This is a genomic window from Stenotrophomonas sp. YJH_SMC_6 (assembly GCF_059371335.1).
On sequence record NZ_JCAFUM010000005.1, the window covers coordinates 145,065 to 166,030 of the forward strand.

General features: G+C 67.5%; 20 protein-coding genes. 10 read left to right on the forward strand and 10 right to left on the reverse strand.

Annotated elements, in window-relative coordinates; translation table 11 throughout:
* Nucleotides 1–8: 8 nt before the first annotated feature.
* A complete protein-coding gene (locus AC5P9N_RS07165) occupies nucleotides 9–1,997 on the reverse strand; it encodes a hybrid sensor histidine kinase/response regulator (protein WP_005407923.1) in 1,989 nt (662 codons plus the stop codon).
* Between the two features lie 244 nt (nucleotides 1,998–2,241).
* Here AC5P9N_RS07165 and AC5P9N_RS07170 point away from each other — a divergent pair, with 244 nt between their 5' ends.
* A complete protein-coding gene (locus tag AC5P9N_RS07170) occupies nucleotides 2,242–2,805 on the forward strand; it encodes a DUF3016 domain-containing protein (RefSeq protein ID WP_099484188.1) in 564 nt (187 codons plus the stop codon).
* Nucleotides 2,806–2,987: 182 nt separating this feature from the next.
* On the opposite strand, the gene alr is transcribed toward AC5P9N_RS07170, so the two are convergent.
* Together alr and AC5P9N_RS07180 are read right to left on the reverse strand one after the other, a co-directional pair.
* Nucleotides 2,988–4,055, reverse strand: a complete 1,068-nt coding sequence (gene alr / locus AC5P9N_RS07175) for an alanine racemase (protein WP_005412128.1) — start codon at nucleotides 4,053–4,055, stop codon at nucleotides 2,988–2,990.
* Nucleotides 4,034–5,338, reverse strand: a complete 1,305-nt coding sequence (locus AC5P9N_RS07180; protein ID WP_005412127.1) for a D-amino acid dehydrogenase — start codon at nucleotides 5,336–5,338, stop codon at nucleotides 4,034–4,036. Before AC5P9N_RS07180 ends, alr begins: the two co-directional genes overlap by 22 nt.
* 149 nt (nucleotides 5,339–5,487) lie before the next feature.
* On the opposite strand from AC5P9N_RS07180, the gene AC5P9N_RS07185 reads away from it, so the two are divergent.
* Complete coding sequence (locus tag AC5P9N_RS07185; protein ID WP_005407919.1) at nucleotides 5,488–5,967, forward strand: Lrp/AsnC ligand binding domain-containing protein; 480 nt, start codon at nucleotides 5,488–5,490, stop codon at nucleotides 5,965–5,967.
* A 55-nt stretch (nucleotides 5,968–6,022) separates the two neighbouring features.
* Here AC5P9N_RS07185 and AC5P9N_RS07190 read toward each other — a convergent pair whose 3' ends face one another.
* Nucleotides 6,023–6,199 carry a hypothetical protein gene (locus AC5P9N_RS07190; RefSeq protein ID WP_033833709.1) on the reverse strand — a complete coding sequence of 59 codons (177 nt, stop codon included), beginning with the start codon at nucleotides 6,197–6,199 and terminating at the stop codon, nucleotides 6,023–6,025.
* A 144-nt stretch (nucleotides 6,200–6,343) separates the two neighbouring features.
* Nucleotides 6,344–6,721, reverse strand: coding sequence for a hypothetical protein (locus AC5P9N_RS07195; protein ID WP_044569474.1), 378 nt, complete (start codon nucleotides 6,719–6,721; stop codon nucleotides 6,344–6,346).
* 140 nt (nucleotides 6,722–6,861) lie between these two features.
* Here AC5P9N_RS07195 and msrB point away from each other — a divergent pair, with 140 nt between their 5' ends.
* The 5 genes from msrB (at nucleotide 6,862) to AC5P9N_RS07220 (ending at nucleotide 10,122) form a co-directional block, all read left to right on the forward strand.
* Nucleotides 6,862–7,329 carry a peptide-methionine (R)-S-oxide reductase MsrB gene (gene msrB / locus AC5P9N_RS07200; protein WP_005407916.1) on the forward strand — a complete coding sequence of 156 codons (468 nt, stop codon included), beginning with the start codon at nucleotides 6,862–6,864 and terminating at the stop codon, nucleotides 7,327–7,329.
* A gap of 90 nt (nucleotides 7,330–7,419) precedes the next feature.
* The gene (gene motA, locus AC5P9N_RS07205; RefSeq protein WP_005407915.1) at nucleotides 7,420–8,274 is read left to right on the forward strand and encodes a flagellar motor stator protein MotA; all 855 of its coding nucleotides are present in this window, start codon (nucleotides 7,420–7,422) and stop codon (nucleotides 8,272–8,274) included.
* Between the two features lie 3 nt (nucleotides 8,275–8,277).
* A complete protein-coding gene (gene motB / locus AC5P9N_RS07210; protein ID WP_012479024.1) occupies nucleotides 8,278–9,216 on the forward strand; it encodes a flagellar motor protein MotB in 939 nt (312 codons plus the stop codon).
* Nucleotides 9,217–9,344: 128 nt separating this feature from the next.
* Nucleotides 9,345–9,833, forward strand: coding sequence for a hypothetical protein (locus AC5P9N_RS07215; protein WP_099484187.1), 489 nt, complete (start codon nucleotides 9,345–9,347; stop codon nucleotides 9,831–9,833).
* A 13-nt stretch (nucleotides 9,834–9,846) separates the two neighbouring features.
* Nucleotides 9,847–10,122, forward strand: coding sequence for a DUF4031 domain-containing protein (locus tag AC5P9N_RS07220; RefSeq protein WP_033833707.1), 276 nt, complete (start codon nucleotides 9,847–9,849; stop codon nucleotides 10,120–10,122).
* A gap of 219 nt (nucleotides 10,123–10,341) precedes the next feature.
* On the opposite strand, the gene AC5P9N_RS07225 is transcribed toward AC5P9N_RS07220, so the two are convergent.
* On the reverse strand, nucleotides 10,342–10,884 hold the full coding sequence (locus AC5P9N_RS07225) for a DUF6630 family protein (protein WP_005407911.1): 543 nt from the start codon (nucleotides 10,882–10,884) through the stop codon (nucleotides 10,342–10,344).
* Between the two features lie 90 nt (nucleotides 10,885–10,974).
* On the opposite strand from AC5P9N_RS07225, the gene AC5P9N_RS07230 reads away from it, so the two are divergent.
* Entirely contained in the window at nucleotides 10,975–11,223 is a 249-nt protein-coding gene (locus AC5P9N_RS07230) for a DUF3297 family protein (protein WP_005415112.1), read from the forward strand.
* A 99-nt stretch (nucleotides 11,224–11,322) separates the two neighbouring features.
* Here AC5P9N_RS07230 and AC5P9N_RS07235 read toward each other — a convergent pair whose 3' ends face one another.
* From AC5P9N_RS07235 to AC5P9N_RS07245, 3 genes are all read right to left on the reverse strand, one after another.
* Nucleotides 11,323–12,972 carry a Na+/H+ antiporter gene (locus tag AC5P9N_RS07235; RefSeq protein WP_005407909.1) on the reverse strand — a complete coding sequence of 550 codons (1,650 nt, stop codon included), beginning with the start codon at nucleotides 12,970–12,972 and terminating at the stop codon, nucleotides 11,323–11,325.
* Nucleotides 12,973–13,089: 117 nt separating this feature from the next.
* Nucleotides 13,090–13,878, reverse strand: coding sequence for a dioxygenase family protein (locus tag AC5P9N_RS07240; protein WP_005407908.1), 789 nt, complete (start codon nucleotides 13,876–13,878; stop codon nucleotides 13,090–13,092).
* A 31-nt stretch (nucleotides 13,879–13,909) separates the two neighbouring features.
* Nucleotides 13,910–14,320, reverse strand: a complete 411-nt coding sequence (locus tag AC5P9N_RS07245) for a DoxX family protein (protein WP_005407907.1) — start codon at nucleotides 14,318–14,320, stop codon at nucleotides 13,910–13,912.
* Nucleotides 14,321–14,416: 96 nt separating this feature from the next.
* Here AC5P9N_RS07245 and AC5P9N_RS07250 point away from each other — a divergent pair, with 96 nt between their 5' ends.
* Nucleotides 14,417–15,298: a LysR family transcriptional regulator gene (locus tag AC5P9N_RS07250; protein WP_058980710.1), complete on the forward strand. Its 882-nt coding sequence runs from the start codon at nucleotides 14,417–14,419 to the stop codon at nucleotides 15,296–15,298.
* Nucleotides 15,299–15,392: 94 nt separating this feature from the next.
* Here AC5P9N_RS07250 and AC5P9N_RS07255 read toward each other — a convergent pair whose 3' ends face one another.
* Nucleotides 15,393–18,464, reverse strand: coding sequence for a bifunctional diguanylate cyclase/phosphodiesterase (locus tag AC5P9N_RS07255; RefSeq protein WP_495223822.1), 3,072 nt, complete (start codon nucleotides 18,462–18,464; stop codon nucleotides 15,393–15,395).
* A 176-nt stretch (nucleotides 18,465–18,640) separates the two neighbouring features.
* Here AC5P9N_RS07255 and AC5P9N_RS07260 point away from each other — a divergent pair, with 176 nt between their 5' ends.
* Nucleotides 18,641–20,752 carry a M13 family metallopeptidase gene (locus AC5P9N_RS07260; protein ID WP_005407904.1) on the forward strand — a complete coding sequence of 704 codons (2,112 nt, stop codon included), beginning with the start codon at nucleotides 18,641–18,643 and terminating at the stop codon, nucleotides 20,750–20,752.
* Nucleotides 20,753–20,966 lie beyond the last annotated feature (214 nt).

The following is a 20,966-nucleotide window of genomic DNA, read 5'->3' on the forward strand; positions in this document are numbered from 1 at the left end:
GTGAATGTTCAGTGCAGCGCGCTGTCCGCGCGCGGCACCTGCACCTTGCGTACGGCAGCCACCAGCTGCGCCACCGAGTACGGCTTGGCGACATGCTCCTGGAAGCCCGACGCCAGCGCGCGGCGGCGGTCATCGGCACGCGCCAGTGCAGTCACCGCCACCGCAGGCAAGGTTGCCGCGTCCACGCCCATGTCCTCGCGCAGCGTGCGCACCAGCCCATAGCCATCCATGCCCGGCATGCCGATGTCGGTCAGCATCACGTGGTACTGCAGATGGCCGGTGTCGGCCAGCAGTGCCAGTGCCTCACCGGCCGAGCTGGCCGCCGACACGCTGGCGCCCTGCTCTTCCAGCATGCGCCGCAGGTACTCCAGCACCTCCGGCTGGTCTTCCACCGCCAGCACATGCATGCCCCGCAGCGGATACGGTTCGACGATCACCGGCTCCAGGATCGGCCCGCTGATGACTTCGCGCAGCGGCCGGCGCTCGGCATCCGGCAGGTGCTGGGGCAGGCGCACGGTGAACGTGGCGCCGTGGCCATGGCCTTCGCTGGCGGCGGCGACGGTGCCGCCGTGCAGTTCGACCAGCTGCTGCACGATCGCCAGGCCCAGGCCGAGGCCGCCATGGCGGCGCGTGGTGGTGCCATCGGCCTGGCGGAAGCGGCTGAACAGGTGGTTGAGAAACTCCGGTGCGATGCCATCGCCGGTATCGCGCACCGTAATCACCCAGTGGGTGCCGTCGGCCTGCAGCTGAACGTCGATGCGGCCCTCGGCCGGGGTGAACTTGATCGCATTCGAGAGCAGGTTCCAGAACACCTGCTGCAGGCGCGTGGCATCGCCCAATACCAGGCTGGGCTGCTCGGGCAGCTGCAGGTGCACGTCCAGCGCCTTGCCTTCGGCCACCAGTTCCTGCGCGCCGATGGCTTCGCCAAGCAGCGTGCGCAGGTCCAGCACTTCCACCTCCAGCTGTACCTTGCCCAGCAGCATGCTGCTGAGGTCGAGCATGTCCGAGATCAGCCGCTTCTGCGCACCGGCGCTGTTGGCGATCACGTTCAGGCCCTTGTACAGCGGGCTGGTGTTGTCCACGCGCTGCAGCAGCAGCTCGCTCCAACCGAGGATGGTGGTCAGCGGCGTGCGCAGCTCGTGCGACAGCGTGGCCAGGAACTCGTCCTTCAGCCGCGCCATGTTCTCGGCGGCGCTGCGCGCGGCGCGTTCGGACTGCAGCAGTTCCTCGCGTGCCAGTTCGATCTCGCGGCGCTCGGTCACGTCCGGGCTGCTGCCAGCCAGGCCGATGAAGCGGCCCATGCGCGAGAAGCGCGGGCGCGCGTTCATCTCCAGCCAGCGCCACTGGCCGTCGGCGCGCCGCGCACGTACCAGCGCATGCATCGAACGCTGCGCCTTCAATGCTTCCTGCAGCTCGTACTCGAATACGGACGCATCGTCTGGATGTACCAGGCCGCGCCAGACATCTTCCGGAACGCGCGTTTCGTCGCCACCGAAAAACTCGCTGAAGGCGCTGTTGACGAAGCGGGCGTGGCCGCGCTCGTCGAGCACCCATACCGGCATCGGCAGGCCATCGGCCAGTGCGCTGAAGCGGGCTTCGCTTTCGCCCAGCTCCACTTCCATCTGCTTGCGCGCGGTGATGTCGAAGAACAGGATGCCGACCTTGTCTTCGCCCGGACGACCAACGCGCACCGCATCAACCGCGAACGAGCGGCCCAGGGCGCGCGCTTCCATCTCGAACTGGGCGGGGCGACCACTGCGGGCCACTTCACCGTAGATGCGGAACCAGTCTTCCTCGTGGTTCGGTTCCAACGCACTCATGCGCTGACCGCGTGCGTCCTTCAGGCCGGTATGGCGCTCGAAGGCGTCGTTGACCTCGATGAAACGATAGTCCACCGCGCGGTCGCCTTCGAACAGCACCTGGATCACGCAGAAACCGGCGTTGATGCGCTCAAGCACGCCATGATGCAGGTCGGGTTCGGGCGCCGGCACCATCATCGGTGGGCGCTCCACTAGGGGCGGCAGTGTGGACAAGGGCGTCTGGACGGGCCGGATTGGAGACACAGCATGTTCCAGAGAGCGTATTCACAGCGTCAAGCGCCGTCAGTCAGGGTTGACGACGATGAATTGGCGGTAACCCCCCTTGCATACGACGCAGCCGGCCATTGCAGTGACCCGGCCACAGGATCACACTCGATCCGTGATCAACATCGTCCCCAGCGCGGGGACGCAGGAGACCGTCATGAAACGCGCACTCGTGATTGCCCTGCTGGCAGGCGCCCTGGTGGTGAGCGGCGCCAACGCTGCAGCGCGCAACGTAACCGGTACGGACGCGCCGCGTGCGTTGCAGGCCAATGGCCCGGTCAGCGTGAAATGGGAGGATCCGGCCACGTTCACCGAGATCCGCCAGAGCACCAACCGCTTCGAGGCCGAACGCGGTGACTGGGTACAGCAGCTGGCCCGCTACCTGCAGACCACCGCTGCCAAGCCGCTGCAGCCTGGGCAGACCCTCGATGTCACTCTGGTGGACATCAAGCGTGCCGGTGACTACGAGCCGTGGCACGGCCCGCGTGCGCGCAACATCCGCGTGATGCGTGATATCTACCCGCCCCGCATCACCCTGCAGTACACGTTGAAGGACGCTGACGGCCGTATTGTGAGCGAAGGCGACGCCCGCCTGAGCGACTCCGGCTACCTGCAGGGCAGTGGGTTGCTGACCAACAGCGATCCGCTGCGCTACGAGAAGCGCCTGATTGATGACTGGGTGAAGCGCCAGCTGGCCAGCCAGGCCACCGCTGCGCGCTAGGCCCCTCGGCAGGTGTCGACCTTGGTCGACACGCATTAGCCGACCAAGGTCGGCCGCTACCGGAGCCGCGCAGGGCGACCGCTGCGTGCCAGGCCCCCGGTAGGTGTCGACCCTGGTCGACACGCATTACAGGGCGCCGACCAAGGTCGGCCGCCACACCGAAGCCGAGCGTGGGCTCGGCGCTACACGTACACCTTCGCCACGCGCTTGACCGCGCACGGCAGCTGGTACGCGCTCACGCCGCAGCGCGGCGCCAGTTCCGCCAACGTCGGCGCACTGCCCCACAGTTCCACCACGCTGCCCACCGCGGCCTGCGGATGCGCCGTCAGGTCCACCGTCAGCATGTCCATCGACACGCGCCCGATCAGTGCGCCGGGCTGGCCATCGATCAATACCGGCGTGCCATTCGGGGCGAACTGCGGATAACCGTCGGCATAGCCCAGTGCAACCACACCCACGCGGGTGCGCGCCTTGGCCACGAAGCGCGCGCCATAACCCACCGGCTCACCCGCTTCGATCCAGCGTTCGGCGATCACCTTCGACTGCATCGTCATCACCGGGCGCAGGCGCTCGGTCAGCGTGGTGTCGTCCGGCAGCGGGTTCGCGCCATACAGCATCAGGCCCGGGCGCACCCAGTCGCTGCGCACGTCCGGCCAGCCCAGCAGCGCCGGCGAATTGCACACGCTGGTCTCGCCATGCAGGCCGTCGATGGCGCGCGCGAAGGTCGCCGCCTGTTCGTGGGTGCGTTCGCTGTCCAGCTCGTCGGCGCGCGCCAGGTGGGTCATCAGCACGATGCGCTCGACCTGCGGCAGCGCTGACAGGCGCGCGTGCGCCGCGCGGAAGCTGTCCACGTCCAGGCCGAGGCGATGCATGCCGCTGTCCAGCTTCAGCCACACCGTCAACGGGCGCGGGCTGTCGAAGGCGGCGACGGCCTCCAGCTGCCACGGTGAACCCACGGCGAACCAGAAATCATGCTCGGCCACCAGCGCCATGTCGCTGGGTTCGAAGATGCCTTCCAGCAGCAGGATCGGCGCACGGATGCCGGCCTGGCGCAGTTCCAGCGCCTCTTCGATGGTGGCCACGCCGAAGCCATCGGCCTCGCCTTCCAGCGCCTGCGCACAGCGCACCGCGCCATGCCCATAGGCATCGGCCTTGATGATCGCCAGGGCCTTGCCACCGCCCAGTTCACGGGCGAGCCGGTAATTGCTGCGCAGGGCGCCCAGATCGATCAGCGCGCGGGCAGGACGCATGTGCGGTTCTCTTGTTGCGGCGCGTGACCGTACTGGCCGTAGCGGAAAATATCCAGGCCTTCGGTGCTGATCTGCGGCTGGCGCGCGCTCATCAGGTCAGCCAGGTAGCGGCCCGAGCCGCAGGCCATGGTCCAGCCCAGGGTGCCGTGGCCGGTGTTGAGGTACAGGTTGCGGAACGGCGTGGCGCCGATCACCGGCGTACCGTCCGGCGTGGCCGGGCGCAGGCCGGTCCAGAACTGCGCGCGCGACAGGTCACCGCCCTTCGGGTAGAGGTCGCTGACCACCAGCTCCAGGGTTTCGCGGCGGCGCTGCGACAGCGACAGGTCGAAGCCGGCCACTTCGGCCATGCCGCCGACGCGGATGCGGTCGTCGAAGCGGGTGACCGCCACCTTGTAGCTCTCGTCGAGGATGGTCGAGGTCGGCGCCATCGCCGGGTCGGTGATCGGCAGGGTCAGCGAATAGCCCTTCAGCGGGTACACCGGCAGGCGCATGCCCAGCGGTGCGACCAGCGCCGGCGAATAGCTGCCGAGCGCGACCACGAAGCGGTCGGCGGTTTCCAGCTTGCCGTCGATGCGCACGCCGGTGATGCGGTCGCCATCGAACTCGAGGCCGGTGATGTCCTGGTCGAAGCGGAACTCGACACCAGCATCCACACACATCTGCGCCAGGCGACGGGTGAACAGCTGGCAGTCGCCGGTCTGGTCACGCGGAAGGCGCAGCGCACCGACCAGGCCATCGACATGGGCCAGGGCCGGTTCGGCCTGGATGATGCCGGCGCGGTCCAGTACCTCGTACGGCACGCCGTACTGGGCCAGGATCTCGATGTCCTGCGCCGAGGCATCCAGCTGCTGCTGGGTGCGGAACAGCTGGGTGGTGCCCAGGTCGCGGCCTTCGAATTCGATGCCGATCTGCGCGCGCAGCTCGTTCAGGCAGTCGCGGCTGTACTCGGACATGCGCACCATGCGCGCCTTGTTGATCGCATAACGCTCGTGGGTGCAGTTGCGCAGCATCTGCCACAGCCAGCGGTACTGGGCCAGGTCCATGCCCGGTTTGATCGCCAGCGGCGCGTGCTTCTCGAACAGCCAGCCAATGGCCTTCTTCGGCACGCCCGGGGCCGCCCACGGCGAGGTGTAGCCGAATGACAGCTGGCCGGCATTGGCGAAGCTGGTTTCCAGCGCTGGGCCGGGTTGGCGGTCGATGACCGTGACTTCAAACCCGGCCTGTCGCAGGTACCAGGCACTGGTGGTACCGATCACGCCGCTGCCGAGAACTAGGACTCGCATGAGACTTCTCCAACCCGATCATTCCCTGCACTGGAGCGCACAGGGACCATAATTGGGGAAGTATAGACAGCCATTCCCAGTTGATTTGCCTGTTTTGAAATCAACCGGCAGGATGTTCTCCTGCAATTCATTCCCCAAGGTTGACGACCATGGCCACCCGTACCCGCGAACTGGACAAGATCGACCGCAAGATCCTGCGCATCCTGCAGGCCGAGGGCCGTATTTCCTTCACCGAACTGGGCGAGCGGGTCGGCCTGTCGACCACGCCGTGCACGGAGCGCGTGCGCCGGTTGGAGCGCGAAGGGGTGATCACCGGCTACCACGCCCACCTCGACCCGGCCGCAGTGAAGGCCAGCCTGCTGGTGTTCGTGGAAATCAGCCTGGCCTACAAGTCCGGCGACATTTTCGAGGAGTTCCGGCGCGCGGCGCTGAAGCTGCCCAACGTGCTGGAGTGCCATCTGGTGTCGGGCGACTTCGATTACCTGCTGAAAGCGCGGATCAGCGAAATGGCCTCCTACCGCAAGCTGCTCGGCAGCACGTTACTGACACTGCCGCACGTGCGCGAGTCGAAAAGCTACATCGTGATGGAAGAAGTGAAGGAAACGCTGAGCTTGCCGATTCCGGATTGAGGCGTTCGCAGGATGGGGTCAGAGCCCGCTGCGCGGGATCCGACCCCTGGGTCCGTCAGCGCTGCTGCGGATGCTTCTGCGAGCGCTGTTCCTGCTGCTTGCCGCCCTTGTGCGGCTGCTGCGGGTCCATCTGCTGTTGCTGTTGCTGCTGCGGGTTGCGGCCCTGCGGTTCCTTGCCGGGATGACGGTTCTGCTGGTTTTTCATGATCGCGATCCAGTGGACAAAGGACATGCGGCGGCGAAATGCCGGCGCACGGCCACGTTGGTCCCGGAACGGTTAATCGCAGGCGAAAAAGCAGTGATCTGCAGCAGGTTGTTTTCGTGCGTTCAGCCCGCACAGCCCGCAGCCGCTGCCCACCTGGATTGGCATTGGAGGTCAGCGCTTGATCTGCTGGCCATCGCCGGCCGGCACGCTGTCGTAATAGCGGCCGGTGCGCGAGTCGAACACGCGGTTCGGGCCGGCCGGGCGCACCCCGGGAACGATGCGGCCATTGCGGTCATAGACCTTGTCGGCAGGCTTCGGGACCGGCGCCGGCGCGACCTGGGCCGGACCGGTGGACTTGATCGGCTGCGTCGGCTGTGGCGAGGGCAGTACCTGCGGCTGCGGGCGCGCGGCCTGTGGTGGCGGCACCACCGGCTGCGGTGCCACGGTGGTCGCACTACGGGTGGCGGTCGGGCTCGACGATGTCGGTACCTGGGCCTGCGCGACCAAGGGCAGCAGGGCCATCAACAGCAGGGAAAGGGTCGATTTCATGGCACGCTCCGGCGTGGTTCGCATTCACCATGCGCCAGCGCCTGTGTGCCGCCCATGAACGGCCATCACACTTGCAAGCGGGCGCCAGCACCCCCACGTTTTCCGGCACCCCCAGGCCATCGACCCCACGGAGCGCCGCCATGACCGCCTTCGATCTGACGCCCCCCACTGCCACCCAGACCGAGGCGCTGGTTGCCGGTCTCAGCAGCGAGGAACGCCGCGTGCTGCTGCAGCACGGCACCGAGGCGCCGTTCTGCGGGGTATTCCTCGACAACAAGCGCGAGGGCGTCTATTGCTGCCGCCTGTGCGCGCTGCCGCTGTTCCGCTCCAGCACCAAGTTCGATTCCGGTACTGGCTGGCCCAGCTTCTTCGCTCCGTTCGACCCAGCGCACGTGCGCGAGATCCGCGATACCAGCCACGGCATGGTCCGCACCGAGATCACCTGTGCGCGCTGCGGCAGCCACCTCGGCCACGTATTCCCGGACGGTCCGCCGCCCACCTACGAGCGTCACTGCCTGAATTCCGTCTCACTTTCATTCACTGGCAATGGTGAGCCGTGGCCCGATCCACTGCAGCGTGGCGGTGCCGAGGCCGGCATGGCGGGCTGAAATACCCGCTGACCGATTTCACAGAATTCCCTCTTCAGAAAACCGGGCGACGGGCCGACAAGGAGATATCCCCTCTCCTTGCGTCGCCCCATGCTCATCATCGTTGGATTCCTGGTCGTCATCATCAGCGTGATCGGGGGCTACCTCGGTGCCCACGGCCGCCTGGGTGCCCTCTGGCAGCCCTACGAGCTGGTCATCATCGGCGGCGCCGCGCTCGGCGCCTTCCTGGTCGGTACCCCGGCCAAGACCGTCAAGCAGACCCTGCAGGCCATGGTGGGCGTGTTCAAGGGCCCGCGCTACAAGCAGCAGGACTACATCGATGTGCTCAGCCTGCTCTATGAACTGCTCAACAAGGCGCGCCGCGAAGGCTTCATGGCACTGGAAGACCATGTCGAGCGCCCAGCCGAGAGCGCCTTGTTCGGCAACTACCCCAAGGTGCAGGCCGACCATCACCTGATCGACTTCATCACCGACTGCCTGCGCCTGATGATCGGCAGCAACATCGAGCCGCACGAGCTGGAACCGCTGCTGGAACTGGAGCTGGAAAAGCACCATGCCGAAGCCATGGCGCCGTCGCAGGTGCTGACCAAGGTCGCCGACGGACTGCCCGGTTTCGGCATCGTGGCGGCGGTGCTGGGCATCGTCATCACCATGGGCTCGATCGGCGGCGACATCGTCGAGGTCGGCGGCCACGTGGCCGGCGCGCTGGTCGGTACCTTCCTCGGCATCCTGCTGGGCTACGGCTTCGTCGGCCCGATGGCGGCCGCAATGGAGGCCCGCGCCGAGCAGGACAGCCGCATCTACGAATCGGTCAAGACCGCCCTGCTGGCCTGCCTGCGCGGCTACAACCCGAAGATCGCGCTGGAGTTTGCCCGCAAGACGCTGCCGTCGAACGTGCGCCCGGCCTTCTCCGATTTCGAGCAGCACCTGAAGACGGTCAAGTAAGCCATGGCCGAGAACAAGCCCACCGTCATCGTCCGCCGGGTCAAGAAGGCCGGCCACGCCGCCCACCACGGCGGCTCGTGGAAGGTGGCCTACGCCGACTTCGTGACCGCGATGATGGCGTTCTTCCTGGTGCTGTGGCTGATGGCCACCACCAACAAGAACGACCGTGCGGCCATTTCCGAGTACTTCCGCAACCCCAGCCCGCTGAGTGGGCAGAACGCCACGCCTGCACCCGGCATGGCCGGCCCGGGCGGCGCCAGTACTTCGATGATCAAGCTGGGCGGTGCCACCGACATCTCGCGCGGCAACAGCAACGATCCCTTCCAGAACCAGAAGGAGGCCGTGCCGCAGCCGGTGGACCAGCAGCAGCGCGACAAGCAGCAGCTGGAAGCGCTGATGAAGGAGCTGCAGGAGGCGATCAGCAGGAGCCAGGCGCTGGAGCCGTTCAAGGACCAGCTGCTGCTGGACCTGACCCCGGAAGGCCTGCGCATCCAGATCGTGGACAAGCAGAACCGGCCCATGTTCGACCTTGGCAGCGCCACGCTGAAGCCGTACACGCAGCAGATCCTGCACGAATTGGCCGAGTATCTGAACCATGTGCCGAACCGGATCAGCCTGACCGGCCACACCGACATCACCGCCTATTCGGCCGCACGCGGCTATGGCAACTGGGAACTGAGCGCCGATCGTGCCAACGCCGCACGGCGCGCACTGGTGGACGGCGGCCTGGAGGACAGCAAGATCACCCGTGTGGTCGGCCTGTCCTCGTCGGTGCTGTTCGACAAGACCGACCCGCAGAACCCGATCAACCGCCGCATCAGCATCGTGGTGATGACCAAGGCCGCCGAGGAGGCCGCCCTGGCCGGTGCCGGCCCGCAGGTGGGGCTGTCGGCGCCCACCGCCGACCCGGACGTGCAGGCCGCGCAGGGTGAGGCAAAGTAGACGGTGGGTGCGGACCTTGGTCCGCACATCCGGGAAAGCGTGCGGACCAAGGTCCGCACCCACCAGGGGCATCACCCGGCGCACCCGCTACAATGGCGGTCTTTCCGTTTCCAGGTGATTTCACCCCCATGTCCCAGAACTCCAAGGCCAAGCGCGACAAGCGCAAGAAGCAGCAGGCCAAGCGCCCGTTCCTCCGCCTGAATGCCCAGCAGCAGGTGCAGAACCATGCCGTGCTGACCAACGAAGACGGCCAGGTGGTAGCGGCCATCGGCCTGCAGGGCCGTGAGTGGCTGCTGGCCATCGGCGGCCAGACCATGGGCAACGCCGAAAACCCGGTGCCGATGCTGGCCATGCTCAAGCACCTGTCCAACGTGCAGGAAAAGGAAGGCCGCAAGGTCAACCTGGAGTACTCGGAACTGCTGCAGAAGCTGCTGGACACCCTGGCGGCCGAATCCGAGCAGACCGCCGACGAGTACCTGGACAAGCTGGTTGCCGAGTTCGAAGGCGTCGACGCTGCTGAAGGCGAGGAAGGCGAAGCCGCCGAGGGCGACGTGGCCGAAGAAGCCGCTGCCGAGGCCGCTCCGGCCGCTGACAGCGACGGCAAGCCGCAGGCCTGAACCGGCCGCGGCGGTGACGGTCTACGTCGATGACGCGGTGCATCCCTGGCGCGGACAGCGCTGGGCGCACCTGATGGCCGACACCCTGGCCGAGCTGCACGCGATGGCAGCGCAGCTCGGCATTCCCCCGCGGGCCTTCCAGAACAAGGCCAGCGGTGCCCACTACGATGTCACTTCCGAGCTGCGCGCACAGGCGATCGCGCTCGGTGCGCGGGCGATCTCACGGCACACCGACCGTGACCTTGTCAAAGCGGTGATTGCCAACGCCAGGGCGCAGTACCGGCCGTAGGCCACGTCGCGGGTTCGCCGCACACCAACCGGCACCGACCGGGTAGAGTCGACTGTCAGTCGACTATCGCGCGCAGCGCGGGGTTCTCGCGGCCGGATGGGAGAGCAGTCGACCAACAGTCGATTCTACCCCGCCGGGTCGTCTCCAGCGGATCAACCCATCAGGCCGCGCCCAGCAGAACGTCCCCGCCGGGTCGTGCCGGGCGGATCGGCCCATCGCTCAGAACGGGTCGCTGCCCAGCCGGATTTCCACGTTCAGCAGCGAGCACAGCGCCAGCATTGCGTCGTCGTCGCGGGTCAGCGCCATCACGCCGGTGAAGCCGTCGCTGCCGGCATCCACGCTCCACAGCGTGTAGTTGTGCTCGCGCAGGCGGTCGAAGGCGGTGGACATCAGCTGCACGCCGTCCAGGTCTTCGGCGAAGTCCTCGTCATCCAGGTCGCCGCCCCAGTCCAGCTGCAGGTTGAAGCGCGCCGACAGCTCGTTCACCGCCGACTGCAGCGATTCCAGGTCGTCGCGTTCCACCTCGAAACCGGACTGCCAGGCGATGGCCGTGAACAGTGCCGGCAGCCAGTCGCTGTCCGCTTCCAGCGGCTGCCCGTCCTCGGCCAGGTGCTCGCGCCAGCGGTTGAACTGCTGCAGGGCCAGTTCCTCGTCGCCCGGGTTGATCAGCACCAGCAGGTTCCAGACCCGTGCCTCGAAGCCATCTTCGTCGAAGTCGTGGATGTCTTCCTCGAAGTCGAAATAGTCGCTGTTGTCGGGCATGGCGGAACTTCCTCTGGGGCAGGCCGGCATTCTACGGTTTATCCTGTGCCGCTGAAGCCGGCCTTGGTGGCCGTCACTGTGAATGAAGCGATGAGCGATACCCCTCCCGACCACCTGGCGATCAACCCGGCCAGCCCCTTCCATGATGCGCAGGCGCTGGAGCGCGGCGTCGGCGTGCGTTTCAACGACGTCGAGCGTGACAACGTCGAGGAATACTCGGTCAGCGAAGGCTGGATCCGCGTGCAGGCCGGCAAGGCCCGCGACCGCCGCGGCAACCCGATGACCATCAAGGTCAAGGGCAAGGTCGAGGTGTATTTCCTGGACCAGAAGCCGGAATAAGCACGGCTCCCGGATCCTGGGGTCAGATCCCTTTCCTGCGGAAAGGGATCTGACCCCGATCAACGCGGACCGAGGTCCGCACCCACCCGGGGTACACGGTCATTCGCGCTTGCGCGATTCCAGCAGGTCCAGGTTGCGGATCAGGCGCCGCGAGATCTCATCGGAGATCACCCCGCGCCGGGTCAACCGGAACAGCTCCTCGCGCTCGGCATTGAGGCCGGCGCTGCGCAGCTGGCGGTAGCCCATTTCCATGCGCCGTACCTTCTCCGGGTCAACGTCGGGCCCATCACTGTCGCGCTCCAGGTGCCGCTGGTAGAGCAGGCTCACCCGCGAGGCGGCGTCGTTGTACAGCTGCACGTTCTCGGTGTTCTGGTTCATCACCAGCTGCTGGCGCATGCGCTCGACCCCGGCCAGCGCGGCCTTCGACGACAGCCGGCGTGCCAGGTCCTCTTCCTTGCGCTCGCCCGAGTCAGCCGGCAGCTGCAGGCCCTTCAGCAGCTGTGGCAGCGCGATGCTGGCGCCCAGCAGCGAGAACAGGATCACCGATGCGGCCAGGAAGATCACCAGGTCACGCGCCGGGAACGCACTGCCGTCGGGCAGGAACAACGGCAGGGTCAACACACCGGCCAGGGTGATCGCACCGCGCACGCCGGCCACCGAGGTCGCCACCACGATGCGCCAGTTCGGTGCCTCGCCCCGCTCCAGGCCGCGACGGCGCGCGCGCAGCAGGTTCCAGCGCAGCGACAACCACACCCACAACAGGCGCAGCACGACCAGTGCCAGATTGATCACCACCACATACACCAGCAGCCACCACGCACTCTGGTGGCCGGTCTCGTTCATGGTGGTGGTGGCGCGTTCGACGATGCCCGGCAGCTGCTCGCCCAGCAGCACGAACATGATGCCGTTGAAGCTGAACTGCAGCATGTTCCAGACCCCGGCGCGCTGCACGCGCATGCTGCCGGAGACGCGACCGGTCAGCTCGACATAGCTCATCGCGATACCGGCGGCGACCGCGGCGAGGATGCCCGAGGCATGGATCTCTTCGGCCAGCAGGTAGGCCGCGAACGGAATGAGCAGGTTGACCAGCATCGCCGCGCCGGGCTCTTCGCCGAAGCGGCGCCACAGCCAGCGCTGGAAGGTGGACACACCCAGCGTCACCGCCACGCCCACCGCCAATCCCGCTACCGCCACCCACACGAAGGTCAGCGAGGCCGTGGCCAGCGAGAAGGTGCCGGTCATCACCGCCGCCACCGCGAAGCGGAAGCAGACCAGGCCCGAGGCATCGTTCAGCAGCGACTCGCCTTCCAGGATGTGCATCAGGCGCTTGGGAATCGGCGCCTTCGAAGCAATCGCGCCCACCGCCACCGGGTCGGTCGGCGAGACGATGGCCGCCAGCGCGAAGCACACCGCCAGCGGCATCACCGGAATCAACCAGTGGATCAGGAAGCCGGCGCCGATGACGGTGAACACCACCAGGCCGAAGGCCAGTTCGAGGATCGCGCCCTTGTCGCGGAACAGGCCCTGCTTGGGAATGCGCCAGCCATCGAGGAACAGCAGCGGTGGCAGGAACAGCAGGAAGAACACTTCCGGCTCCAGCGCGTGGCCACGGTTGAACACCCCGGCAATGACCGCACCCAGGCCGATCTGCACCAGCGGCAGCGGCAACGAGAACGGCAGGACGCGAACCAGGTAGCCGCTGGCGACAACGGCCACCAGCATCGCCAGGACGACTTCAATGGTATGCATGCTTCTTCCAGGAAGCGGCGCGTGGGGAGGCTTGGAGGCCAGCGCCGGAAACCCGGAAAAAACTACCACATGCGGCCATGGCCGCGACGGCCGGGGCCGCCGCGCGTCAGCCCCGGCTCATGCCCCGTCGAAGCGGTACAGATCCATGGCAAGAAAGCCGGCATCGATGCCGGCATCGATGCGGCGTGCGCCGAAACCACCCTCGCCGGCCGCGCCCATTGCAAAGAACAGCGGCAGCAGGTGCTCGTCGGTCGGGTGCGCGCGTTCGGCGAACGGCGCCTGCCGGCGGTAATCCAGCAGGGCCTGGCGGTCATCAGCGGCCAGGCGCTGCTCCACCCATTCGATGAAGGGCCGCACGTACGGCGCTTCCTTGCCGTCCTGGTAGTCGCCCCAGTCGTGCAGGTTGTGGGTGATGCTGCCGGAGCCGACCAGCAGCACGCCCTGTTCGCGCAGCGGCGCCAGCGCACGGCCCAGCGCGAACTGATGCTCGGGGCCGAGCAGCGGCTGGATCGACACCGGCACCACCGGGATGTCCGCCTGAGGGCGCAACAGCCGCAGCGGTACCCACGCGCCGTGGTCGAGGCCACGCTGCGGGTCGATGGCCACTGGCAGGCCTGCGGCGGCGATGCGGCCGGCCACTTCTTCGGCCAGTGCCGGATCACCCGGTGCCGGGTACTGCAGTTCGAACAGCGCGCGCGGGAAGCCACCAAAATCGTGGATGGTCGGCGGCTGCGGATGCGCACCGACCAGGGGCTGCCGGCCCAGCCAGTGCGCCGAGGCCATCACGATGGCGCGTGGCGTCGGCAGATCGCGCGCCAGCTCGGCCAGGCGCACGCCAACCTGGCCCGGCTGCAGGGCAGTCATCGGCGAACCATGGGAGATGTACAGCGAAGGCAGGCGGGACATGGAATTCTCCAGTTGCAGGATCAGGCGGCGATCAGCGCGAACGCAGGGTCCACTTGCCATCGCCGAGCAGGAACAGCACCACCAGCGCCAGCGCCCAGAACGCCGGGTATTCCCAGCCGCCGCCAGCATTGGCGAAACCGAAGCCGTTGGCGCCGTGCACGGTGACGATGGTGCCCAGCAGCAGCGGCACGCCGACCAGGCCCACCCAGCGTGCGTAGATGCCCAGCAGCAGCGCGACGGTGATCACCAGTTCGACGCCGATGGTGAGGTAGCCGAGCACACCGGGCAGGCCCAGAGACTCGAAGAACGCCGCCGTACCGGCCGGGGTGAACACCAGCAGCTTGGTCAGTGCGTGGACCAGGAACAGCACGCCCAGAGCCAGGCGCAGCAGGGTGGCGCCATACGGCGCCAGCGGCGAAACAGGAGCGGTCGTGGTGTGCATGGCAAAGCACCTTGAAGGGAGTGGGCACAGGTTATTGCGCCTTCACTGGCCGATAAATACGATCGTTTGACCGTATTTATTTCACAAGGCGCAACAATGGACACCCTCGAGGCGATGCGCGTGTTCGTGGCGGTGGTCGAGCGCAACGGCTTCAGTGCCGCCGCCCAGGCCCTGGACATGTCCACCGCCGGCGTCACGCGCCAGGTCGCGGCGCTGGAAAAGCGCCTGTCCACCCGCCTGCTCCACCGCACCACGCGCCGGGTCAGCCCGACCAGTGCCGGCGCCGCCTACTACGCCCAGTGCGTGCGCCTGCTGGCCGAATTCGACGCGCTGGAAGCCAGTATCGGCGCGCAGGCGCTGGAGCCTTCGGGCACGCTGCGCATCAACGCACCGGTGAGCTGGGGCATTGCCCGCCTCGGCCCGCTGCTGGCCAGTTATCGCCAGCGCTTCCCGCAGGTGGAGCTGGACCTGGCGCTGTCCGACCGGCTGGTGGACATGGTCGAGGAAGGCTACGACGTGGCCATCCGCATCACCCGCGAGCCCGGTCCCACGCTGATCGCGCGCCGCCTGGGCGAATCGCGGGTGAGCCTGTGCGCCGCGCCGGCCTACCTGGCCGCACACGGCACCCCGCAGACCCCGCAGGAGCTGCAGGCACACGCATGCCTGAGCTACAGCTACTGGGCCGCAGGCAACAACTGGCCGCTGCAGGGGCCCGGCGGTGAAGTGAAGGTGGCGGTAAGCAGCCTGCTGCACGCCAACAACGGCGACGTGCTGCGCGAAGCGGCGATCGCCGGCATGGGCGTGATCCTGCAACCGGACTTCCTGCTGGAAGACGCACTGGCCGATGGCCGTCTGGTGCGCGTCCTGCCCGAGTGGGAGGCCGCGCCGATCGGCATCTTCGCGGTCTACACCAGCCGCAGCCACCTGGCACCGAAGGTGCGCAGCTTCATCGACCACCTGGTGGAGGCCGGGGTGTAGCCGAGCCTGGCGTTTGCGGTAGTGCCGGCCGCTGGCCGGCAATCAGACACCTCCCGGTCCTGGGCGAATGCCGGCCAGCGGCCGGCACTACCACTTAGGCGGCGACCTCATCCAGCGCGTCGATGATCCGTTCCAGCGGTGCCGGCCGTCCCAGCAGGTAGCCCTGCACCTGGTCACAGCCGTGCGCAGCCAGCCAGTCCAGCTGTCCCGGCGTCTCCACGCCTTCGGCGATGATGGTCAGGCCCATGCTGTGGCCCAGCGACAGCAGTGCGCGGCAGATCGAGGCGTTGCGTGGATTGGTTTCCACGTCCGCCACGAAGCTGCGGTCGATCTTCAGGATGTCCAGCGGCAGGTGCTGCAGGTAGGACATGCTGGAATAGCCGGTGCCGAAGTCATCCAGCGACACGCTGATGCCCTGCTCGTGCAGGCGCTGCATGGTCTGCATCGCCTGCCCCGGCTTGCGCATCAGGCTGCTCTCGGTCAGTTCCACATGCAGCGCACCCCGCGCCAACCCGAACTCCTGCTGGGCGCGGGTGAACTCGGCCACCAGGTCGCTGTTGAAGAACTGCACGGCCGAGACGTTGACCGCAATCGGCAGCTCGCCCCACCCGGCCTCGACCAACCGCCGCTGCGCCTTCGCTGCCGCTCGGATCACCCAGCGGCCAAGTGCCAGGATCAGCCCGGTGTCCTCGCACAGCTGGATGAACTCATTGGGCGGAATGAAGCTGCCATCAGCCTGCGGCCAGCGCAGCAATGCCTCCAATGCCGCCGGGCTGCCATCGCTGGCATGCCGGATCGGCTGGAAGTACAGCTGGAACTCGTTGTCGATGGCCGCATGGATGCGCCCGGCCAGGCGCAACCGGTCGGCCAGCCGCGTGGTCACCGCTGCGTCGAACCAGACCACCACGTTGCCCTCCGCACGCGCCGCGTGCGCCGCCTGCGCGGCCATGCCGATCACCTGTTCGGCGCTGTGGCCGTCACCGGCCACATGCACCGCCACGCCGATGCGCGGCTCGAACTGGTGCAGTGAATCCTTGCCGCGCATCGGCGCCGACACGATCTGCAGCAGGTCGTCCAGCACGCGCTGGGTATCGTGCTCCGAACCGATGGCGAACACGAAGTCCTCCGCCGGCTGGAACGCCAGCGTGCCGCAGCGTGCGCCCAACCCGCCCAAGCGGGTCGCCATCGACTGCAGCACGGCATCACCGATCTCACGGCCCAGCGTATCGGCCACCAGCTGCAGTCCGCGCAGTTGCACGAAGGCGATGGTATAGCCCTCGCCCTGCTCATCCAGCTGGTCGGTCAATGCACGCACGTTGAGCAGGCCGGTGGCCGGGTTGTGCCGTGCCTGGTAGGCCAGGTCGCGCTCGTAGGCCAGCCGTTCGCTCACATCCTCGGCCAGCACCAGGCACGCGGGCTGTCCGTCGAAATCGAGCTTGGACAGGTGTGCGCGCACCTCGAACACACTGCCGTCCTTGCGCCGGTGCAGGCGCACGGTTGCGTCGGGGGGATCGCCCACCTGCGCGCGCTGGATGGCACCACGCACCTCGTCCCAGCCTTCGCGCGGGCGGATGTCGAGGATGCTCATCGCCAGGAACTCTTCGCGGCTGTAGCCGTACTGCCGCACCGCCGCGTCATTGACCTCGATGAAGCGCAGCGTGTCCGGGTCGAACACCCAGAATGGCGCCGGGTTGCGGTCGAACAGCAGGCGGAAGCGGCGTTCCACTTCGCTCATCTGCTCGCGCGCCTGGTAGCGTTCGCTCAGGTCGGTCAACGCGCCGATCATGCGTCGTTCGCTGTCGGCCACCTCCACCCGCTGTCCGCGCGCGCCCACCCAGCGCACTTCACCACCGGGCAGCACCAGGCGGAACACCTGGTCGAGCACTGCGCCGCCGGCAAAGGCCTGGTCGAAAGCCTGCTGCAGGCGCGCGGCATCATCGCGATGCACGCGAGCGAAGAAGTCGGCTACCGGCAGCGCATCGGTCTGCACGCCGAAGATCTCGCGCGCCAGGGGGGACCAGCGCAGCAGCGCGGCGTCCTCATCCACGTACCACGTGCAGACACGCCCGACCTGATGGGCCAGACGCAGCTCGGCATGGCCCGCCTTCAGTTCCTCGGCCATCGCCTGCTGGCTGCGGGTACTGCGGCGCACCGCATACAGCAGCACCAGCAGCACTAGCAGCACTACGATGTAGGCCAGCACGATCGCCACCGATGCCTGCAGGTACGGCCACCAGGGTGCCAGCACGTCTTCATCGGCCAGGCCGATCTGCACCGCCAGCGGGCTGCGGTCGAGCGTACTGATGGTCGTGATGCGCGGCACACCATCGACCACGCCGGGCAGGCTGCCGAGCTCGACCACCGCCTGCTTGCCGAGCAGGTCACGCCGCGGCAGGTCGTAGCGGCGACCGACCGTGCCATGTGGATCGGGCACGCGCGCCAGCATGTAACCCTCGGCGTCGGTGATCGAGACCAGCCCGTTGGGACCAACATCCAGGCCGCCGGCGATGCGCTGCAGTTCACCACAGCGCAGCCGCGCCAACAGCCAGCGTTCACCGGCCATCGGCAGTGCCAGCGGCACCACCCAGTCGCCATCGCTGGCCCGCTGCGGCGGGCCGATGTACAGGGCACTGCCCTGCCCCCGGCGCAGCGGGTCGGTCCACAGCGGCAGCTGCAGGTCGCCGCGCCCGGCGGTCAGCGCGCGCCCGTGGCGGTCCAGCACCACGATGCTGTGCAGTTCAGCGTGGCGGCGCAGCACGCCACCGATGGCCGCCTCCAGCAGTGCCGGAGCCTGTGACGGCACGCTGCGGAACAACTCACCGGCATCGCCGGCGATGCCGGTCATCGCCCGCTCCAGATTGCGCAGTTCCAGCGCCAGCAGGCGCTCGCTCCCCACCGCCAGCGCCCGGCTCTGCCGCTGCGCCGCCTCCAGGCGGCGGTGATGGTCGTTGGCCAGCATGGTGGCCAATCCGGCCACCAGCAACAGGCCCAGCAGCACGCCGCCCCAGGTGATGGCGCGCAACGGACGGGCCAACGCCCGCTTCAACGCGGGCATCGGTCGATCTTCCTTGTGCAGTCGGCTGGCTTCATGCGCGAACGAATCCTCCACATCCCCGACCTCAACGGCCGGCGGACGCCATTCTTGACGCCTGACCCCGTCCTGCATGGCCACCTCCCCGTGTCCGCGCAGGGCTCCAGGGCCCAGCATGCACCACCCCGGTGACGGCGTGAAGATCGCTTCGGCGCGTTCAGCCAGATCCTGCACAGGACCGGCCAGCCACAGGGACGGCCAGCCGGGCTGCGGCGGATTAGACTTGGGGTTTTCCGCTGCAAGAGAAGTCCATGTCCAAGCTGCGCCGTCCCACCCTGGCACTGGCCATCGTTGCCAGCCTGTCCCTGGCTGCCTGCGACCGTCCGGCCGATCCGGCCGCTGGCACCGCCAAGCCCGCCGAGGCTGCACCCGCTGCCGCCAAGCCGATGCTGGGCAGCTTCGGCTTCGATGCCAGCGGCATGGACCGCAGCATCGCGGCCGGCGATGACTTCTTCGGCTTCGCCAACGGCACCTGGGTGAAGAACACCGAGATTCCGGCCGACCGTTCGCGCTTCGGCAGCTTCAACGTCATCGCTGAAAAGACCCTGGCCGACACCCGCGCCATCCTCGAGGGTGCGGCCGGCAATGCGCAGGCCAGCGGTGACGACAAGCTGATCGGCGACTACTACGCCGCCTACATGGACGAAGCCGGCATCGAGCAGCACGGCATCGCCCCGGTGCAGCCGCAGCTGAAGGCCATCGAGACCATCGCCGACAAGGCCGGCCTGGCACGTGCCCTCGGCGGCGAGATGCGCGCCGACGTCGACCTGCTCAATGCCACCAACTTCTACACCGACCGCCTGTTCGGCCTGTGGGTCTCGGTCGACATGCTGCAGCCGGACCGCACCGCGCCGTACCTCGTGCAGGGCGGCCTGGGCATGCCCGACCGCGACTTCTACCTGGGCGGCGGCCGCATGGCCGAACTGCGCAAGCAGTACCAGGGCTACATCGCGCAGATGCTGCAGCTGGCCGGCGTGGCCGACCCGGCCGGCAAGGCACAGCGCATCCTTGCGCTGGAGACGAAGATCGCGCAGGCGCATGCCACCCAGGAAGAAACCAACGACGTGACCAAGGGTGCCAATCCGTGGACCCAGGCCGATTTCAACGCCAAGGCACCGGGCATGGACTGGAACGCCTTCCTTGATGCGGCCGCGCTGGGCGAGCAGCAGGACTTCATCGTGTGGCAGCCCAAGGCCGTGGCCGGCCTGTCCAGGCTGGTCGCCACCGAACCGCTGGAGGTGTGGAAGGACTACCTGGCCTTCCACGCACTGGACCGTGCCGCCGCCTACCTGCCGAAGAAGTTCGCCGACGCCCGCTTCGCCTTCCATGGCACCGCGCTGAGCGGCACGCCGCAGCAGAGCGATCGCTGGAAGCGCGCCGTGGATGATGCCAACCATGCTGTCGGCGAGGCCATCGGCAAGCGCTATGTCGAGAAGCACTTCGACGCCAGGACCAAGGAGCGTGCGGACGAAATGGCGAAGAACATCATCGCCGCCTTCGCCAAGCGCATTGACGCACTGTCGTGGATGTCGCCGCAGACCAAGGCGCATGCCAAGGCCAAGGTCGCCGGCCTGACCGTGGGGATGGGCTACCCGGAGAAGTGGCGTGATTACACCGGCCTGGAGATCCGCCGCGATGACGCGCTCGGCAACGCACAGCGCGCCGAGCTGTTCGAATACCAGCGCAACATCGCCAAGCTGGGCAAGCCGGTCGACCACAGTGAGTGGGCGATGCTGCCGCAGACCATCAATGCGATGAACGTGCCGCTGGAAAATCGCCTGGTGTTCCCGGCCGCGATCCTGCAGCCGCCGTTCTTCGACGGTGCCGCCGACGACGCAGTGAACTATGGTGCGATCGGCGCGGTGATCGGCCATGAGATCAGCCATGGCTTCGACAATGCCGGCGCGCTGTTCGACGAGACCGGCAAGCTGCACAACTGGTGGACCGCCGAGGACCTGAAGCAGTTCAACGCCGCCGGTGATGCGCTGGCCGCGCAGTTCAGCAGCTACGAGCCGTTCCCGGGCGTGCATGTGAACGGCAAGCTGACCCTGGGCGAGAACATCGCCGACGTGGCCGGCCTGGGCACTGCCTACGATGCCTACCAGCTGTCGCTGCAGGGCAAGCCGGGCCAGACCCTGGAAGGCTTCACGCCGGACCAGCGCTTCTTCCTCGGCTTCGCCCAGGCGTGGCGCAGCAAGAGCCGCGAGCAGGCGCTGCGCAACTCGCTGCTGACCGATGTGCATGCACCAGGCCAGTTCCGCGCACTCACCGTGCGCAACATCGACGCCTGGTATCCGGCGTTCGAGGTGAAGGAAGGCCAGAAGCTGTACCTGGCCCCGGACAAGCGGGTCAAGGTGTGGTGATGTAACCGGAACGGGCGCCGCGAGGCGCCCGTTTCATTTCCCGGTAGCTGCCAACCTCGGTTGGCGAACGCCCCGCTCGGGTGGGTGCCGACGTTGGTCGGCACATGCCTCGCTCTGGTAGCTGCCAACCTTGGTTGGCAAATGCCCCGCTCGGGTGGATGCCGACGTTGGTCGGCATATCTACAGGTCTACAGGACTACAAGCCATCCACGCA

Excerpts from the sequence above, each read along its gene's own strand:
- AC5P9N_RS07165 (WP_005407923.1), bottom strand. The coding sequence starts at position 1,997 with ATGATGGTGCCGGCGCCCGAACCCGACCTGCATCATGGCGTGCTTGAG.
- AC5P9N_RS07170 (WP_099484188.1), top strand. The coding sequence starts at position 2,242 with ATGAAACGCGCACTCGTGATTGCCCTGCTGGCAGGCGCCCTGGTGGTG.
- alr (WP_005412128.1), bottom strand. The coding sequence starts at position 4,055 with ATGCGTCCTGCCCGCGCGCTGATCGATCTGGGCGCCCTGCGCAGCAAT.
- AC5P9N_RS07180 (WP_005412127.1), bottom strand. The coding sequence starts at position 5,338 with ATGCGAGTCCTAGTTCTCGGCAGCGGCGTGATCGGTACCACCAGTGCC.
- AC5P9N_RS07185 (WP_005407919.1), top strand. The coding sequence starts at position 5,488 with ATGGCCACCCGTACCCGCGAACTGGACAAGATCGACCGCAAGATCCTG.
- AC5P9N_RS07190 (WP_033833709.1), bottom strand. The coding sequence starts at position 6,199 with ATGTCCTTTGTCCACTGGATCGCGATCATGAAAAACCAGCAGAACCGT.
- AC5P9N_RS07195 (WP_044569474.1), bottom strand. The coding sequence starts at position 6,721 with ATGAAATCGACCCTTTCCCTGCTGTTGATGGCCCTGCTGCCCTTGGTC.
- msrB (WP_005407916.1), top strand. The coding sequence starts at position 6,862 with ATGACCGCCTTCGATCTGACGCCCCCCACTGCCACCCAGACCGAGGCG.
- motA (WP_005407915.1), top strand. The coding sequence starts at position 7,420 with ATGCTCATCATCGTTGGATTCCTGGTCGTCATCATCAGCGTGATCGGG.
- motB (WP_012479024.1), top strand. The coding sequence starts at position 8,278 with ATGGCCGAGAACAAGCCCACCGTCATCGTCCGCCGGGTCAAGAAGGCC.
- AC5P9N_RS07215 (WP_099484187.1), top strand. The coding sequence starts at position 9,345 with ATGTCCCAGAACTCCAAGGCCAAGCGCGACAAGCGCAAGAAGCAGCAG.
- AC5P9N_RS07225 (WP_005407911.1), bottom strand. The coding sequence starts at position 10,884 with ATGCCCGACAACAGCGACTATTTCGACTTCGAGGAAGACATCCACGAC.
- AC5P9N_RS07230 (WP_005415112.1), top strand. The coding sequence starts at position 10,975 with ATGAGCGATACCCCTCCCGACCACCTGGCGATCAACCCGGCCAGCCCC.
- AC5P9N_RS07235 (WP_005407909.1), bottom strand. The coding sequence starts at position 12,972 with ATGCATACCATTGAAGTCGTCCTGGCGATGCTGGTGGCCGTTGTCGCC.
- AC5P9N_RS07240 (WP_005407908.1), bottom strand. The coding sequence starts at position 13,878 with ATGTCCCGCCTGCCTTCGCTGTACATCTCCCATGGTTCGCCGATGACT.
- AC5P9N_RS07245 (WP_005407907.1), bottom strand. The coding sequence starts at position 14,320 with ATGCACACCACGACCGCTCCTGTTTCGCCGCTGGCGCCGTATGGCGCC.
- AC5P9N_RS07250 (WP_058980710.1), top strand. The coding sequence starts at position 14,417 with ATGGACACCCTCGAGGCGATGCGCGTGTTCGTGGCGGTGGTCGAGCGC.
- AC5P9N_RS07255 (WP_495223822.1), bottom strand. The coding sequence starts at position 18,464 with ATGCAGGACGGGGTCAGGCGTCAAGAATGGCGTCCGCCGGCCGTTGAG.
- AC5P9N_RS07260 (WP_005407904.1), top strand. The coding sequence starts at position 18,641 with ATGTCCAAGCTGCGCCGTCCCACCCTGGCACTGGCCATCGTTGCCAGC.